General features: G+C 60.5%; 15 protein-coding genes. 7 read left to right on the top strand and 8 right to left on the bottom strand.

What is annotated here, in order from left to right:
* Window positions 1–353 precede the first annotated feature (353 nt).
* A complete protein-coding gene (locus ABIE49_RS12595; protein ID WP_354066794.1) occupies window positions 354–557 on the bottom strand; it encodes a hypothetical protein in 204 nt (67 codons plus the stop codon).
* Window positions 558–812: 255 nt separating this feature from the next.
* Here ABIE49_RS12595 and ABIE49_RS12590 point away from each other — a divergent pair, with 255 nt between their 5' ends.
* On the top strand, window positions 813–1,997 hold the full coding sequence (locus ABIE49_RS12590) for an MFS transporter (RefSeq protein WP_192740812.1): 1,185 nt from the start codon (window positions 813–815) through the stop codon (window positions 1,995–1,997).
* A gap of 88 nt (window positions 1,998–2,085) precedes the next feature.
* On the opposite strand, the gene ABIE49_RS12585 is transcribed toward ABIE49_RS12590, so the two are convergent.
* Together ABIE49_RS12585 and ftsH are read right to left on the bottom strand one after the other, a co-directional pair.
* A complete protein-coding gene (locus ABIE49_RS12585) occupies window positions 2,086–2,436 on the bottom strand; it encodes a hypothetical protein (protein WP_192740811.1) in 351 nt (116 codons plus the stop codon).
* Between the two features lie 47 nt (window positions 2,437–2,483).
* Window positions 2,484–4,325 carry an ATP-dependent zinc metalloprotease FtsH gene (gene ftsH, locus ABIE49_RS12580; RefSeq protein ID WP_192740810.1) on the bottom strand — a complete coding sequence of 614 codons (1,842 nt, stop codon included), beginning with the start codon at window positions 4,323–4,325 and terminating at the stop codon, window positions 2,484–2,486.
* Between the two features lie 715 nt (window positions 4,326–5,040).
* Here ftsH and ABIE49_RS12575 point away from each other — a divergent pair.
* The 4 genes from ABIE49_RS12575 to greA all read left to right on the top strand — a co-directional run bounded on the left by ABIE49_RS12575 (window position 5,041) and on the right by greA (window position 8,860).
* Window positions 5,041–6,222: an NEW3 domain-containing protein gene (locus tag ABIE49_RS12575; RefSeq protein ID WP_192740824.1), complete on the top strand. Its 1,182-nt coding sequence runs from the start codon at window positions 5,041–5,043 to the stop codon at window positions 6,220–6,222.
* The gene (locus ABIE49_RS12570; protein ID WP_192740809.1) at window positions 6,219–7,151 is read left to right on the top strand and encodes an ABC transporter ATP-binding protein; all 933 of its coding nucleotides are present in this window, start codon (window positions 6,219–6,221) and stop codon (window positions 7,149–7,151) included. Before ABIE49_RS12575 ends, ABIE49_RS12570 begins: the two co-directional genes overlap by 4 nt.
* Window positions 7,148–8,104, top strand: a complete 957-nt coding sequence (locus ABIE49_RS12565; protein ID WP_192740808.1) for an ABC transporter permease — start codon at window positions 7,148–7,150, stop codon at window positions 8,102–8,104. The genes ABIE49_RS12570 and ABIE49_RS12565 overlap by 4 nt, the downstream gene beginning before the upstream one ends.
* Window positions 8,105–8,386: 282 nt before the next feature.
* Window positions 8,387–8,860 (top strand): transcription elongation factor GreA, encoded by a 474-nt coding sequence (gene greA / locus ABIE49_RS12560; protein WP_192740807.1) that lies wholly within the window; start codon window positions 8,387–8,389, stop codon window positions 8,858–8,860.
* Between the two features lie 266 nt (window positions 8,861–9,126).
* Here greA and groL read toward each other — a convergent pair whose 3' ends face one another.
* The 5 genes from groL to ABIE49_RS12535 form a co-directional block, all read right to left on the bottom strand.
* A complete protein-coding gene (gene groL, locus ABIE49_RS12555) occupies window positions 9,127–10,749 on the bottom strand; it encodes a chaperonin GroEL (RefSeq protein ID WP_354066793.1) in 1,623 nt (540 codons plus the stop codon).
* 48 nt (window positions 10,750–10,797) lie between these two features.
* Window positions 10,798–11,124: a co-chaperone GroES gene (gene groES, locus ABIE49_RS12550; protein ID WP_502915902.1), complete on the bottom strand. Its 327-nt coding sequence runs from the start codon at window positions 11,122–11,124 to the stop codon at window positions 10,798–10,800.
* Between the two features lie 381 nt (window positions 11,125–11,505).
* A complete protein-coding gene (locus tag ABIE49_RS12545) occupies window positions 11,506–12,159 on the bottom strand; it encodes an NADH dehydrogenase ubiquinone Fe-S protein 4 (RefSeq protein ID WP_502915992.1) in 654 nt (217 codons plus the stop codon).
* Window positions 12,160–12,338: 179 nt separating this feature from the next.
* Window positions 12,339–12,836: an Hsp20/alpha crystallin family protein gene (locus ABIE49_RS12540; protein ID WP_192740764.1), complete on the bottom strand. Its 498-nt coding sequence runs from the start codon at window positions 12,834–12,836 to the stop codon at window positions 12,339–12,341.
* Between the two features lie 84 nt (window positions 12,837–12,920).
* Window positions 12,921–13,373, bottom strand: coding sequence for an Hsp20 family protein (locus ABIE49_RS12535; RefSeq protein ID WP_192740765.1), 453 nt, complete (start codon window positions 13,371–13,373; stop codon window positions 12,921–12,923).
* Window positions 13,374–13,607: 234 nt separating this feature from the next.
* Between ABIE49_RS12535 and ABIE49_RS12530 the strand changes: the two genes are divergently transcribed.
* Window positions 13,608–14,705 (top strand): S1C family serine protease, encoded by a 1,098-nt coding sequence (locus tag ABIE49_RS12530; protein WP_192740766.1) that lies wholly within the window; start codon window positions 13,608–13,610, stop codon window positions 14,703–14,705.
* 92 nt (window positions 14,706–14,797) lie between these two features.
* Window positions 14,798–15,088, top strand: coding sequence for a hypothetical protein (locus ABIE49_RS12525; RefSeq protein ID WP_192740767.1), 291 nt, complete (start codon window positions 14,798–14,800; stop codon window positions 15,086–15,088).
* Window positions 15,089–16,160: the final 1,072 nt, after the last annotated feature.

The raw sequence follows: 16,160 nt of genomic DNA, 5'->3' as shown, positions 1-16,160 counted from the left end.
CTGCGAAGCTTATGCGCTTCCGAATGGGGCACTGTTCTCGGTCTCCCGTAAATCGGATAAAGTCTCATCGCCCATTGCAGGTTCCAATGGCATCTCCTGACCTTTTAGCCACGGGAATGACGCGCTTGGGCGGGATGAGACGGGAGCGTTGCCGTGCCAACCAGCGGCACCTTGCCGCGCGAACCCGTGCCGACAGAGGCAGCGGAGGGACCTTGAGGCGCGGCGCGGGCGCGGGTGTCAATGGATTGGCCCACTGCCAAAGTCACTTCTGATTGGCGCCTGCCTCAGAGTCTGATCGCATCAGAAAAGGGCGTCCGCGTCGGGGTGCTGAAAACATGGACGCTTGACTGAATTCAGCCGCGCAATTTCTTCCTATAGGCCGCTGCTATCGCCATCCAGTCTCGCAGCAGTCCTCTATCCTCCTTTGAAAACGCGGCCCGCCGCTTGAGATCATCAAACGTGTCGCCGGGATGGCATCGCTCGTAATCCCGGCGGATCAGGGACTCCAATTCGTCGTCGCCTGATGATTGATGGTCGTGGTTGGAGGTGATCGGCACTACTAGCATCCCAAAAAGATGTTCTGTCTATTGAATTAGGAAGAGCGAGCGTCCTTTCAATCCTCGGAGGAACGCGCGCAGGCTGTTCGGATCGCTGAAGCCGAAAATCCTCCAATCCAGCTATCGCCACAGCCCCGAGGGCAGGGCCTCCCCGGGGGGACTCACAGAGATGCGTCCGCGCAATTGTGCAGATCTGATGTATTTGGTATGCGGTCTGTCTCGTGTCACACCACGAACGAGCCTTTGGGTAGCGCCGTGCGCATCAATGGACCGATCGTATATATCGTTCTTTACGTCGCGCTGTATGCTGCGTTTGGCGTGGCATCGCCCTTCTGGCCAAAGTTTTTTGAAACGAGAGCTCTGACTGCTCAGCAAATCGGTCTGATACTAGGCGCTGCAATGTTGGTGCGCCTTGCCGCCGGCCCACTGGTAGGAATGCTGGCCGATCTTTTGGGATCACTACGGCTTCTGCTCGCGACCTGTGCTGCGCTGGCAGCCGCTACGGCTGCTGTATTCTCGTTGGCAAATAGCTTTTGGTTATTGTTTCTTATAGCTTTAGTTCAAGCTGCAGCACTTGCGCCCACGACGTCGATTGCCGACGCGTTGTCAGTTAACGCAGCAAAGCCTCAGATCGCGGGCAGGCCTTTTGAATATGGCTGGATACGCGGCTCCGGGTCGGCGGCATTCGTATTGGGAACGCTGATCATCGGACAGTTAGTCAGCCAAGACGATCTCACCCCGATCATCTGGATGAATGCGGCCCTATTGGCGGCGGCAGCTGGAGCAACGGCCCTGCTGCCTCGTGTTACCCCTCAGCCCCAACGTTGTGACGGTGGACCGACCGTTCTCGCTGCCCTGCATAGCCTTCTTAAGATCTCGCGGTTTCGCATCCTGATTGTGGTTTCAGCTCTGGTCTACGGTAGTCATGCGATGCACGATGCGTTTGCCGTGATCAGGTGGAGTGCTGCCGGCATCGATACGTCGGTTATAAGCGTGCTATGGTCGGAAGCCGTAGCTGCAGAAGTCATCGTGTTTTTCTTAATTGGTCCCTCCTTACTCGACCGGTTCGGCGCGCGTGGTGCGGCTGCTCTGGCGGCCGCAGCTGGAATCATACGGTGGTCCATCGAGGGCGTGAGCGCTTCCGTTTTAGTGCTCTCGATTATACAGCCGCTACACGGACTGACTTTCGCCCTGCTTCATCTTGCATGCATGCGCATGATGGCGACACTTGTTCCAGCGGGCACGGCGGGCACGGCCCAAGCCCTTTATGCGTTTGGCTCAGGTTTGGCGACAGCCGCGCTGACATTGTTGTCAGGAAATCTCTATGCCGGGTTCGGAGCTGCGGCCTTCTTTCCGATGGCCCTTCTATGCGGCGTCGCTCTCCCGTGCGCTTGGTCCGGCTTTTCTGATACGCGGGACCGGCCCGCCGAGGCTGGTTGATCCAGCGGGACGTGCCCAATCGTACCGAGCGGCTCGGCACCGGTGGCGGGCGTCTGCAGAAGGCGTTCTTAAGAAAGGACTCCGCGCTTTACCTTTCGTTTAACGTCAGAAACGCGGTCCAGGCGGCCGTCGCCAAAATCTGAGATGGTTTTCGGCGGCAAGCCTTTTCCACCTCGGCCATCATCATATCAGTATCTGGGGTGGATTGTTTCTGATCACTCGCCGCCGCCACATAGTTCAACCCGCTCGAAAATCCTTCGATCCATAGAATGATTTCTCGTTTGCGGCTCTCAACTGACTGAAGGATATCGCAGCGCTCGGAGCCCAAGCCGAATATGTTGACGCGAGCTCGAGTTCCTTCCGCGTTTGAGCGTAAAGAAAATCCGATCGTCAGAGCGATGATCGCGGCCAGCAAGATCCGCTGAAATGTGGTCGTCACGACCCCCTCCAAACATGAATCATCGCACAGCGTGCGGCTCGCATCGCCTAGACGGCCCTTAGCCCCTCCTTGGGCGTTTCCCGCACCAGCGTATCGAGGTCGCTTTGCTCCAGCGTTTCTTTTTCCAATAGGGTCTGTGCCGCCCGGTCCAGTATCGCGCGGCGGGCCTTCAAGAGACTTTGTGCGCGCTGAAATACCCGATCAATGATGGCCCGGACCTCATGATCGACTGCGGCGGCGGTCTCTTCGGCATATTCGCGCTCGCGCGCAGGATATGGCCGGTCAGGACCGGCGAGGAAATTGCCCGGCTCGCGATCATAGGCGATGCTGCCAAGCTTTTCAGACATGCCGTAGCGCGTGACCATACTACGGGCGATGTCGGTGACGCGGCGAAGGTCGTCGGCCGCACCCGTTGACAGATGCTCAAAGACGATCAATTCCGCTGCGCGCCCACCCAGCAGCACCGCCATCTTGTTCTCCAACTCTTCCTTGGTCATCAGGAAGCGATCCTCGATCGGTCGCTGGATGGTATAGCCGAGCGCCCCGACCCCCCTTGGGATGATCGATACCTTGTGCACCGGGTCGACGCCCGGCAATGAGAGCGCGATCAGGGCATGGCCCATTTCGTGATAGGCCACGATTTCGCGTTCCTTTGGATTGAGCAGCCGGTTGCGCTTTTCCAATCCCGCGGTCATGCGCTCGACCGCATTGTTGAAATCAGCTATCGCGACCGCATCGGCGCCGCGGCGGGTTGCCAGCAGCGCGGCTTCGTTGACGAGATTGGCGAGGTCGGCGCCGGTAAAACCGGGCGTCATCGCCGCCACGGCCTCGGCGTCGACACCGGGCGCCAGCTGCACCTTTTTCATGTGCACCCTGAGAATTTCGGTGCGGCCCTTCCGGTCCGGACGGTCGACCAGCACTTGGCGGTCGAAGCGGCCGGCGCGCAGCAGTGCCGGATCGAGGATCTCGGGGCGGTTGGTGGCGGCGAGTATGACCAGGCCCGAGCGTGAGTCGAAGCCGTCGAGCTCGACCAGGAGCTGGTTGAGGGTCTGCTCCTTTTCGTCGTGGCCGCCGGCGAACGCCCCGATGCCGCGGGCGCGGCCGAGCGCATCCAGCTCATCAATGAAGATGATGGCGGGGGCCTTCTGGTGCGCCTGCTGAAAGAGATCGCGAACCCGGGCCGCTCCGACGCCGATGAACATCTCGACGAATTCCGAGCCGGAGATCGAGAAGAACGGGACCTTCGCCTCCCCGGCGATAGCCTTCGCCAGGAGCGTCTTGCCGGTGCCGGGGGGCCCGACCAACAGCACGCCCTTGGGCATCCGGCCGCCGAGCCGGCCATACCCTGCCGGATTCTTGAGAAAATCGACGATTTCGCGCAGTTCGTCCTTGGCCTCGTCAACGCCGGCAACGTCCGCGAACGTCACGCCGGTATTGGATTCGACATAGACCTTCGCCTTGCTCTTGCCGATTGCCATCAGCCCGCCGCCGAAGCCTCCGCCCTCCGCGGCTCGCTTGCCGATGTACCACCACAGGCCGAAGAACAGTAGCACCGGCATGACCCATGACAACAGGTCGCGAACAAAGGTGCTCTCGATCTGACCGGTGAAGATAACGCCGGCTTTCTCGAGTTCCTGTGCAATCCCAGGGTCCACGCGCGTGGTAACGAACTGCTTTTGTCCGCTAGGCAAAGGCTCTTTCAGCGTGCCCTGCAATATGCGATCGGAGATCCCGACCGTCGCGACCTTTCCCTGCTTCAGCAACTGTTGATATTCGCTGTAAGGGATGACGGCGACCTGGCTGGTTGCCGAGACGATGTACTGTATGAGAAGGATCGCGGCGACTGCCGCGATCGCGTAGCCGACGTTGAAACGGGTATTATTCTTCATGCTGCGAACCGCTTTTGATGCTCATCGAACTCCGGCTGACGGAAATCAAAATTCTCATATTCCTCATCTCGTTTGAGCAAACTGGTCAGCGCGCAGCAGCTCTACATCCGTTCGCTCGAATCAGCCGCGCGACAGCAGATGAACTAGGAGCGTGCCGTTGGGTTTCAAGACCGGCGAGAGGGTGCAGCCAGTCCCACTTTTGTACCCGGTGCCTCTGGATCTGCGTGATAGCACCAAGTTTGCTCACCGCCGTGCCGCTGCTCGACGAATTGATGCAGTGGATGTCGCCGCAGCGATCGGCGCAGCGCTGGCTCAGTTTTCGCCTTATCGGTGGCCGGCGCGGGGTGCGGGAACGAGTCCCGGAGGATGGACGCGGGGTTAGGGAGAAGGAGCCGCGAGGACTCCTGGCAGGGTGCCAACGACGCACGTGGGATGACGTCGAGGCCCGGAAGAAGGGGCGCAGCTGCTCGAGATGCGACAAAAAGTTCGCGCGGCCAGGCTTGACGAAAGCAACGTGCGCCCTAAGTCGTTTGTCGTCCGGCGGCTTCAAGTCCCGGCCGCCAATGACATCGCCGATTCGAATTACCGGGTGCAACGCCTTTCACCCGATGCTGCTGCGTGCATGAAAACGCACTAACGTGGAAGAAAGGAGAGAGCCGCGGGTGCCCGATAAGAGGCGGGATCGGTTTACCCCGAAGGACAAAATGAGGATACCATGAGATCGTTTACGCACGGCGCGCGCTTTCTTCTGTTCGTCGTACTGGCGACTTTGATCGGTCCAGCTGACTCCCTGGCTGCAGAGACTTCCCCACCCCTTACCGGCCTTTGGATCACGACCCCGCATCCCGAATTCTCGCTGAAGCCGGGTGAGGCCGGATCAATCCAGATCTCCGTCCGGAACGCGCATCAGCCCCCGCAACGGCTGGGGCTAGACCTTGAGGGCGTTCCGGAAGGCTGGGAAGCGGCATTCAAGGGCGGCGGGAGACAAATCTCGGCGGTGATGGTGGGCCCCGATGAGACCGAGCGTCTTACGCTCGAACTGAAGCCACCCGCCGGTATCTCCGCCGGCACCTTCGCGCTCAAGATCAACGCCAGGCAGGACGGGCAAACGATCTCATTGCCTCTGAGCGTCAGGCTTTCGGAAGCGGCATCCGGCAAGCTCACGCTTGAACCTGAGCTGCCGGCCCTGCGCGGCACGCCTCGCTCGACCTTCACCTTCCGGATCAAGGCCACCAACGGCGGCTCCGACCAGTCGCTGTTTAACCTGTCGGCGCGAACGCCCGAGGGATTTCAGGCAAAGTTCAAGCGAGGTTACGGCTCGGAGGAAATCACCGGGCTTCCCATTAATGCAGGGAGTTCCGAAAACATCACCCTCGACATTGTGCCTTCGCGCGCCGCGGCTGCCGGCCGTTATCCGATCGCGGTGCGTCTGTCGGGCGGTGACAAATCCGCCGAAGCCACATTGAGCCTGGAAGTCACCGGAGAACCGCAACTGCGAATGGTCGGCCCGCAGGAGCGCCTCTCTGGCGATGCCGTTGCAGGACAGGAATCGAACTTCACCTTTACGCTTGTCAATGGTGGGTCGGCGCCCGCGACCGACATCGAGATGTCCGCTTCGCCCCCGTCGGGCTGGAGCGTCACCTTCGAGCCGAAGCAGATCGCGAGCATCGCGCCGAACCAGACGCGAGAAGTGAACGTAAAAATCAAGCCTTCCGAGCGGGCGGTTGCCGGGGACTACATGGTCACGCTGCGCAGCGGTGGCGGCGGCCTCTCCGAATCGGTGCAATTTCGAACGACAGTGCGAACGTCAACGATTTGGGGCGTTGCCGGACTCGGCGTCATTGCCGCTGCGGTACTGGTCCTGGGCGGCGCAGTGATGCGGTATGGACGGCGATGAGCGACGAGTTCGTTATCGAAGCGACAGGTCTTGCCAAGCAATATGGTCCGCATGTTGCCGTGGATGGCGTCGACCTGCAGGTCCGTGCCGGTGAGGTGATCGGTCTACTTGGTCCGAACGGTGCCGGCAAGACGACGACGATTCTGATGTTGCTGGGCCTGACCGAAGCCACGCGGGGGAGCATCCGGATTCTCGGCAAGGACCCGTTGCGGTGGCCGCTTGAGGTGAAACGCGATGTCGGATATCTGCCGGATTCCGTCGGTTTCTATGAGATTATGACGGGACGCGAGAACCTTGCCTACATGGCTCGGCTTGCAGCCATCCCGCGCGGGGCCGTGGACGGACGCATCGACAGTGTGCTCGCCTCCGTTCATCTGCTCGAGGTCGCCGACCGACCGGTCGCTACCTATTCGCGCGGCATGCGGCAGAGGCTCGGCATCGCCGAACTGCTGATGCGCCAATGCCGGATCGCTATTCTGGACGAGCCGACCTCAGGGCTGGATCCGCAGTCGACGCAAGAGTTGCTTGACCTGATCCAAAAGCTGAGTCGCGATGGCATGACGATCTTGCTGTCATCGCATATGCTCGACGTTGTTCAGACCGTCTGTCACCGGATCGCGCTTTTCAACAACGGCAGGATCGGCTTTTTCGGAACGATCGAAGAACTGGCGTCAAAAATTGGCGGTGGCACGTATGTCATCGATGTCGAGGCGGAGGGAATCGATTTGGCTGCGCTCGCTACCACCGTCGAGGGTGTCAAGAGCGTCATGGCGGTGAACGGGCATTGGCAATGCGAGGCCGTGCGCGATGTGCGGCCGCAGCTCGCGCAGCGGATCGTCGCCGCAGGCGGCGCTCTCCGCAACCTCGACCTGCGTCGTGCGAGGCTCGATGAAGCCTATGGCCGGTATTTCCGGGAGGTTCCCCGATGATCGTGCGTGAGGGCTCTCCGTTCCGCGGCGTTGGCGTTATTGCACTCAAGGAAGCGGCCGACCATTTGACCAGTGCCCGCATGCACCTGATCATGGGCCTGGTGCTGCTGACGGCGATCGGTGCGGTCTATGGCGCGATCGGCCGCATCAAGGATACCACGGCCGAGGACGCCTACCTGTTCCTGAAGCTTTTCACGGTCGCGCGCGAGCCGTTACCTTCATTTGCCGCGTTTCTCGGCTTCCTGCTACCGCTGGTAGCCATCGCGCTCGGTTTCGATGCGATTAACGGCGAATACAACCGCCGGACCATGAGCCGGCTGCTGGCACAGCCGATCTATCGCGACGCCGTCCTGTTCGGAAAGTTTCTCGGAGCACTTCTTGTCATCGCCATCGCGCTGCTCACGCTGTGGCTGCTGATGACCGGGCTCGGCATTCTGTTTCTCGGGCTGCCGCCCACGGCGGCCGACGTCGTTCGCAGTCTGGCCTATCTCGCAGCGACGTTGGCCTGCGCCGGCGTTTGGCTCGCGCTCGCCATCACATTTTCGGCTGTCATTCGATCACCGGCGACGTCGGCGCTCGCCGCCTTGTCGGTGTGGCTGATTCTCACGGTCTTTTGGGGAATGATCGCACCATTGCTGGCCGGCGTCATTGCGCCAATGGATCCACTGGATCCTTCCACCGTGCTCGCGCAATTCGAAGCTCAGCAATCGATCGCGCGGCTTTCACCGCAAACGCTGTATGCTGAAATCACCGCCATATTGCTTGATCCCGCAGCACGTTCGGTTGGACCATTGTTCATGTCGCAGCTTCAGGGCGCACTGTACGGAGCGCCTTTGCCGACGATGGAAAGCGCGCTGATCGTCTGGCCCCAGCTTTCGGCGCTGGTCGCCGCCATGATTCTGTTGTTCACGGTTGCCTATGTCGCCTTTCAACGACAGGAAGTGCGTGCCTAGGGTCGTCTGGTTCCATTGGCCGCGGGCTTCCAGCGCTGTAAAGTCCTTCATGCGGCCCGGACCTCGGCAAGCCTGGCGCCAGCGAGGTCAATTGCCGCCCAGTTTGGGCAATGTCGAGCTTTTGCCGTTTCGGTCGGAGTTATTTCGTCGGTAAATTGTTCAGCATAGGAACCATCTTATTCGGCAGGAATCGATTCCGAGCCCTCGGCCGTGAATTTCCAAGCCCGTGCCGCCGGTGAGCGGCCTTGTAAGTATCTCGATGCCTCAAGCTATGGATGGCCAATGAACAAACTGCCCATGACAAGCGAAGGCTTCGCAGCTCTTAAAGAAGAGCTAGGGCAATGCCATCGGGAGAGGCCGTACATCGCGGAACGCATCAGGGAAGCTATCGCGGACGAACCAAATCTGCCCGAGAATGCGGCTTATCAAACCGCCAAATCTCAGCAAGACCTCAACGAGGCTCGCATTGCGGAACTCCAGGATAAGCTTGCTCGGGCTGAAGTAATCGACGTCTCCCGGCTCTCCGGCGACACCGTCAAATTCGGTGCAACTGTGACACTTATCGACGAAGAAACTCGCAAAAAGCGGCGATGGCAAATTGTCGGTGAGCCCGAAGCCGATGCAAAAAAGGGCAAGATTTCAGTTTTTTCACCGCTTGGCCGCGCTTTAATTGGACAGACCAAAAACGCTACCGTGGAGGTCCAGACGCCTACCGGTTTTAGTACTTACAGGATCGACAACGTGGAATGGTGCTGAGTTTTCCGTGCACATGCTTGCTGATGGGCGGGGGACGAGCATAGGTCTTTTAATCGTTCGGCATTGGGCACCCAAGCCAGATCGGAGAATTGCCTTAGTCCGTCAGGTGCATGCCCATTCATTGCAGTTGGAGGCCTCCGGCGAATACCGCGGCGGCGGATTGGTTCCGAGATCAGGCCGCCGCGCCCGATCGAGGGTGAGCTATTTCGATTCGCTCCGTTTTAGCTCGCCCTCGGGAAGCCGCGCTCGGCTGGGCTCGGTCTCGATTAGAAGTCCATCGGCGGCGCGGCGGGCACCGGCTCGGACTTCTTCGGCTTCTCGGCGACCAGTGCTTCCGTGGTGATTAGCAACGCCGCTACGGAAGCCGCATCCTGCAACGCGGTGCGAACAACCTTGGCCGGATCGATCACGCCTGCCTTGGCTAGGTCCTGGTATTCGCCGCTGGCGGCATTGAAGCCCCAGGTGTAGCTGGAGTTCTCCAGCAGTTTGCCGACCACCAGCGAGCCGTCTTCGCCGGCGTTCTGCACGATCTGCCGCGCCGGCACCTGGATCGCGCGGCGCACGATGTCGACGCCGGCCTTCTGGTCGGCATCCGCGGTCTTGATGCCATCGAGCGCCTTCAAGGCGCGCAGCAGCGCAACTCCGCCGCCGGGCAGGATGCCTTCCTCGACTGCCGCCCTGGTCGCGTGCATCGCATCGTCGACGCGGTCCTTGCGCTCCTTGACCTCGACTTCGGTCGCCCCGCCGACGCGGATCACGGCGACCCCGCCGGCCAGCTTCGCAAGCCGCTCCTGCAGCTTTTCGCGATCGTAGTCGGAGGTGGTCTCCTCGATCTGCATCTTGATCTGGGCGACGCGGGCCTCGATGTCCTTCTTGGACCCCGCACCGTTGACGATGGTCGTGTTCTCCTTGTCGATGACCACCTTCTTGGCGCGGCCGAGCATCTTGAGCGTGACGTTCTCGAGCTTGATGCCGAGATCTTCCGAGATCGCCTGGCCACCGGTCAGGATCGCGATGTCCTCCAGCATGGCCTTGCGGCGATCGCCGAAGCCCGGAGCCTTCACGGCCGCGACCTTCAACCCGCCGCGTAGCCTGTTGACGACGAGGGTTGCCAACGCTTCGCCTTCGACATCCTCGGCAACGACGAGCAGCGGCTTGCCGGACTGCACGACGGCCTCGAGCAGCGGCAGCATGGACTGCAGGGTCGACAGCTTCTTCTCATGGATCAGGATGTAGGGGTCTTCGAACTCGACCCGCATCTTCTCGGCATTAGTGACGAAGTAGGGCGACACGTAGCCGCGATCGAATTGCATGCCTTCGACCACCTCGAGCTCCGTATCGAGGCTCTTGGCTTCCTCTACGGTGATAACCCCGTCGTTACCGACCTTCTGCATGGCGTCCGCAAGAAAACGGCCGATCTCGATATCGCCATTGGCCGAGATGGTCGCGATCTGGGCAATCTCCTCGTTGGTGGTGACCTTCTTGGCGTGCGCCTTCAAATCATCAACGATGGTTTCGACGGCAAGATCGATGCCGCGTTTGAGATCCATCGGGTTCATGCCCGCGGCGACGGATTTCGCGCCTTCCTTGACGATGGCCTGGGCCAATACGGTCGCGGTGGTGGTCCCGTCGCCCGCGAGGTCGCTCGTCTTGGAGGCGACTTCGCGCACCATCTGCGCGCCCATGTTCTCGAACTTGTCCTCCAGTTCGATCTCCTTAGCGACGGTCACGCCATCCTTGGTGATGCGCGGCGCTCCGAAGGATTTCTCGATCACCACGTTTCGCCCCTTGGGGCCAAGCGTCACCTTGACCGCATTCGCCAGCGTATCCACTCCCCGCAGCACCCGGTCGCGGGCGTCGGTGGAGAATTTCACCTCCTTGGCAGCCATGTTTGTTGCTCCTCTCTCCTCAATGACTGTCGGCTTCGCAAGTTGTGGTCAGGCGGCTTTCTTGACCGAGCCGGTCTTGTCGATCACGCCCAGAAGATCGCTCTCCTTCATGATTAAGTAGTCCTGACCGTCGATCTTCACTTCGGTGCCCGACCATTTGCCGAACAAAACCCGATCTCCCGGCTTGACGTCGATCGGGATCAACTGGCCTTGCTCGTTTCTGCCACCCGGGCCCGCGGCGACGATTTCGCCTTCCTGCGGCTTCTCCTTTGCGGTGTCGGGAATGATAATGCCGCCGGCAGTCTTCTCCTCGGCATCGATGCGGCGCACCAGCACGCGGTCGTGCAGTGGCGGAAATGCATGCACATCCTCCATGTCAGTTCAGCGATGTCCAAAAACCGGGTCCGGCAAGCGGCCCCCGGGCGAAAAGGACCTAGGAAGCAATAATTAGCCGTGCAAGAGGTCGTTCAAAGAATTTTTGTCACTTCGGCCGTCCCGGCTGTTAGCCAAGCTTTGGCTCGACCGGTCAGGCCGGATGTGCTCTTTGCATTGATGTCAGCGTCGCTTCTTTTCCTGGCTCCGCCCTTCAGCTGCTTGACTGCGATAGGTCCTTGCCAGGTTCAAAAGGTTTTCCGAGACTTCTGCATCAGCAGTCTCTCTCGCCCGTCGCTCGGCCTTGTCGGCCTGCTTTCGTAAGAATTTGGTTTCCTTTGGCATGGCGGGCGGGCCCCAGCAAAGATCCTCTCTGACTATCGCTCAACATCCACGATCCGGCCACTCCTTCGAACGCGATTGGCATCGCCTCATGGCGGCGCCTGCGATCGAAATCAACTCGCCTTCCTGTCGAACGTGCCGAAAGGATCCTGCCGTTATCTGCGGCTCCTCAAGATCGAGCAGCGCATCGATCACCTCCCAAAGATGGGAAGGCCGCGTCAGCAAGTTGCCCTTCGAGTGCTCCACGTCTATCCGATAGGCATCAAAAGCCCAGCGCCGCAAGACATCGTCCTTTTGCGTCGGCGACAGATTGCTGTCCAGCAGCACCTGTTGCGGATGTCTGTAGCTTGCGGCGGGAGCGAGTTCAGGCCCAAACCCGTGACGGAGCACGTCCGGTCCAAGGGTTCGCTCAATCCATTCCAACCTTCGGCGGCGCTGCTGGCTCGCAATTCGGGTTTCGGCGCTCGGATTGTCCGAAACCAGGCGCGGCTTCGACCCCGGCAGGTTCTGCACGGTAAACTGCAGGCCTTGGCGGCGAGCATAGGCGATCGCCGCCTCGGCGGACGGAAACGAAAGCTCCACCTGAGCCAGAGTATCGTCGCCGCCGGTCCAGCCCATCAACGGTTCGACGTACGGGGCAGAGCGGCGCTCGAAACGGAGCTTCCATTGTTCGGCAAGGGCCCGGCCCGAAGTCATCGGCGAGGGGGCGGCCTTGTGGATCGTGGCGTGCGCGTCCGCCGGGAATATCGATTGCGCCGACGGACCCGGGACGGGTTGACGGGCCGCAAACTCCGAATGGGTCGACAAAGGCGAGACTTTCATGGAAGCCTCCCCAGGCGGACGGGAGAAAACCCCCGCCCGCCTTGATCCTACTGTCAGTTGCTTACTCCGTTGATCGCGATCCTTTTCACCTTCCGCTGCGCTGTAGGCAGCTTGGGCAGCGTCACGGTGAGGACTCCGTCCTTGAACGACGCGGCGACCTTGTCCTGGTCGACGTCGTCGACGGGAATACGCCGCTCGAAACGTCCATAGTAACGCTCGCTGAAGCGACGCTCCTTGTCTTCCGATTGGCTCTTCTTCTCGCCGCTGATGGTCAGCACACCGTCCGAGAGTTCGATCGCAACGTCGTTCTGGTCCAGACCCGGAAGTTCAGCGATGACCTTGACCTCCTTTTCCGTCTCGTTGAGTTCGACGCTTGGCCAACCCGTCATCGAGGACGAGCCAAAAGAGCCAATATCGAAGCTCCGGAATGCCTCGTCGAACATGCGGTTCATTTCACGGTGGAGCGCAAGAAACGGATTGCCTGTTTCATTGCCTTGTACGCTCACATTGCGTGAGCTGTTGTTCCATGGAACGAGATCACGTAGTGCCATTTTGTACTCCTTTTTCATGTTTCAATGGTCGCAGCTCTCTAGAGCGCGGCTTGCCGCGCCGGTGCTGCTCGAAGACGGTCGCTCTCAGGCCGCCTGCGTATTTTCGGTTTTCTGGCTCTCGTTGCCAGCGCCGACGATCGGAATCCGCCGCGGCTTCATCGCCTCCGGTATCTCCCGTATCAATACGATGTTGAGCAGGCCATTATCGAACGTCGCGTCCTTCACCTGCATGTGTTCCGAGAGGTTGAAGACGCGGCGAAACGGCCGCACGCTGATTCCCTGGTGCAGGTAGTCGCCGTCTTCTTTCCCGACCTTACGGCCTTCGACTGCAAGTGCGGATTGTTCCGCGGTGATGTCGATGTCTTGCGGCGCGAAGCCGGCAAGTGCCATTGAGATCCGATACTGGTTTTCGCCGGTGCGCTCAACATCGAACGGCGGGAAGTTATCCTCCGCGACTGTCGCGTCACTCACCAGATTCAAGAGCCGGTCGAACCCGACAGTCGAGCGTCTAAGTGTTGGCAGATCATAAGTTCTCATAACCACATCCTCCTTCGAGCAACATGGATAGGAGCATCACCGGGGATGCCCCGATGGCCTCGGCCGGACCCTGCTTTGGCGTCCGGCGCCACCTTGGGTGGCTGCAGAAAAACTAGGAAGCCGTGATTTGGTTTCAAGAGGGGAGGGTTTTCCGCTTGCGATCGGGCGACTCGGAACGAACCCGGTTGGCGTGTCTTGATGCTGGAACTAACGACGCAGACTTGGAGTGGCTCCATGCGCCAACATTTTTCCCGGGCGGCTATCCTCATCCTGATTGTGCTGCTTGCCGCCTTGTTCGGGCGGCCCTACCTTGACACCCTGTTGTACGCAGCGACCTCTCCAAGGCCGATCGCCGCGCGGGGCGATCTAGCGGAAGCCGAACGCGCTACAATCGGCCTGTTCGAAAGGGTGTCTCCTTCGGTGGTTCAGGTCGTAGGTGCCGCAGCCAGTTTTGGATCGGCAGATGTCGAAGGCGAAGGTGGCCGCGAACAGAGCGGCACTGGCTTTGTCTGGGACGGCGCGGGCCATGTGGTCACCAACAATCATGTGGTGAGCGGGACCCGGGAGGTTGCGATCCGCTTCGCCACCGGCGAAGTAGTCGGCGCTTCGATCGTCGGGACGGCGCCGAACTACGATCTCGCCGTCGTCAGGCTGCGAAGCACTCGCAATCTGCCACCTCCCATCGCGGTAGGAAGTTCGGCCGACCTGAAGGTCGGCCAAGCCGCGTTCGCCATCGGCAACCCCTTCGGCCTCGATCAGTCGCTGACGACGGGCGTGATCAGCGCCCTGAAGCGGCGGCTGCCGACGAATGCCGGGCGCGAAATCGGCAATGTCATCCAGACCGATGCCGCCGTGAACCCCGGCAATTCCGGAGGTCCGCTGCTGGATTCTGCTGGACGGCTGATCGGTGTGACCACTGCGATCATATCCCCGTCCGGTTCCAACGCCGGCATAGGATTTGCGGTCCCGGTAGACACCGTGAACCGTGTCGTTCCCCAGCTCATCAGCAAGGGGCGGGTGCCTACTCCCGGCATCGGGATTGTGGCCGCGAGTGAGGCCGTGGCAACTCGGCTCGGGATAGAAGGCGTCGTCGTGGTGCGCGCTGTGCCGGGTTCACCGGCTGCGCAGGCCGGGCTGCGCGGCATAGACCAGACCGGCGCACTCGGAGACGTCATCGTGAGCGCAAACCGGCAACCTGCCAGGCGGCTGTCCGATCTGACCGACCAGCTCGAGGCCGTCGGCGTCGGAAAGGAAATCGAGCTCTCGGTCAAGCGCAACGACCGGTCGGTTACCATTCGGGTCAACGTCGAAGACATCGGCCGCTCCAGTTGAAGGAATTACATCGCCAAAAAATCCGAGCCCAGGAACCAGCTCCAGCTGTTTGTCGTTTATGGGACATCCCAACCTACCCACGGAGGTGTGAGATGAACTCCAAAACGTCCATGCTCCTGCGGCTCGGCCTGGCGCTCGTCGGCTCCCTCGGCATTGGCATAAGCAGCGCATCCGCGCAGAGCGTCTATTTCGAAACTTATGCGGAGCCATTTCCAATCGTCGAGCCCTATCACGTCGTGATGGCGCCCAGATACATCGTGCGACCCGCCGTCGTCGCACCGCCCGTCGTGCGTGAACGCACCATCGTGGTGAGTCGCCCAGGCTATGTGTCGGCGCCTCTGGTGGCACCGCCAACGCCGCCCTATGTAGTGGCCGGCTGGTAAACCCGGCCGATGCGCCCAAGGCCCCGACGGGTCTTGGGCTCTCGATCGCAGTTTTGACACAAGCGTTATGGTCGGTTCGAACACACGATCGCGCGGAAACAAGCCGGCCCTCCCGGCAGAAAGGAAGAAACGAACTAACGGAGCCGTGAAATGCGACAACTAGTAGTAATTCTCATCTTGGCCATGGCAACCGTGGCGCAAGCAAAGCAGGACGGGGACGCTCGGCCGACAAGCCGGTCTAAAGATCCGCCCAAGGCTACCGTAACAACTCCCGATCGTTTGCTTTGGCCTCAAGACACTCGCGATAAGGCGCGCGGCAAAACCGTCGAGACTATCATACCCGACATTTGCACCGGTTGCTGAGGCCGCCTAAAGCGAGATCGAAGGCGTGAGGAAATCCACCCCGAACGCCTTCGAAGTGAGCTTTACAGCCAAGCCTGCGAGGGGCAAACCGGATATTCTCCGATGCATTCGCACCGGTTTGTCTCAGGAGCCGGGCGAATGTCTGCCACGCATCGCGACGCGGTGATAACCGTGATCAGGGGACGTTCGGCCAACCAACAGCAGCACTACCGCCTCGACCAGGGAAAGGCCATCGGGACCACTCGATGGCGCCCCCTTCTTGCGTCCCGCCGTTCCCCTTTTAGCGGAGGAGAGCCCTTGCGCATGAAAATGTCGGGCTCAATGAATACTCACCGTGGTTTCGGTCCGACCGCGACAAGCAGCGTTGGCATCCAAAACTTCCAATGGATCTCCGCCGCGAGGGCTATTCGCTTCGTTGCCCCGGCTGCCTTCAGCCGAGGATGTGACGACGGCGGGAGGCTCTGAATTTATTGAATTTACTCCTGGGGGATCCGGCCGCGTCACCAGATACAGCTCGCCCGCTACCAGCATGACGGCGGCGACCGCCACTCCGAACATGGCCCATACCAGATCGTGTAGGTCGTCCATCGCATTCGAAATTTCGGGGCGTGCATGGAGCCATCGCCTTTGGCTATCCGCGCGAGCGCTAGTGGAGAATAACAGCGGGTCGAAAGACCTTTGGCTATCCGCGACAGGCGCCGTTGTGAAC

Origin of the sequence: Bradyrhizobium sp. OAE829 (genome assembly GCF_040546575.1) — a bacterium.
Classification (GTDB): domain Bacteria; phylum Pseudomonadota; class Alphaproteobacteria; order Rhizobiales; family Xanthobacteraceae; genus Bradyrhizobium.
Note: the sequence above shows the minus strand (reverse complement) of the source record. Positions and strands in the feature narration are given on the sequence as shown.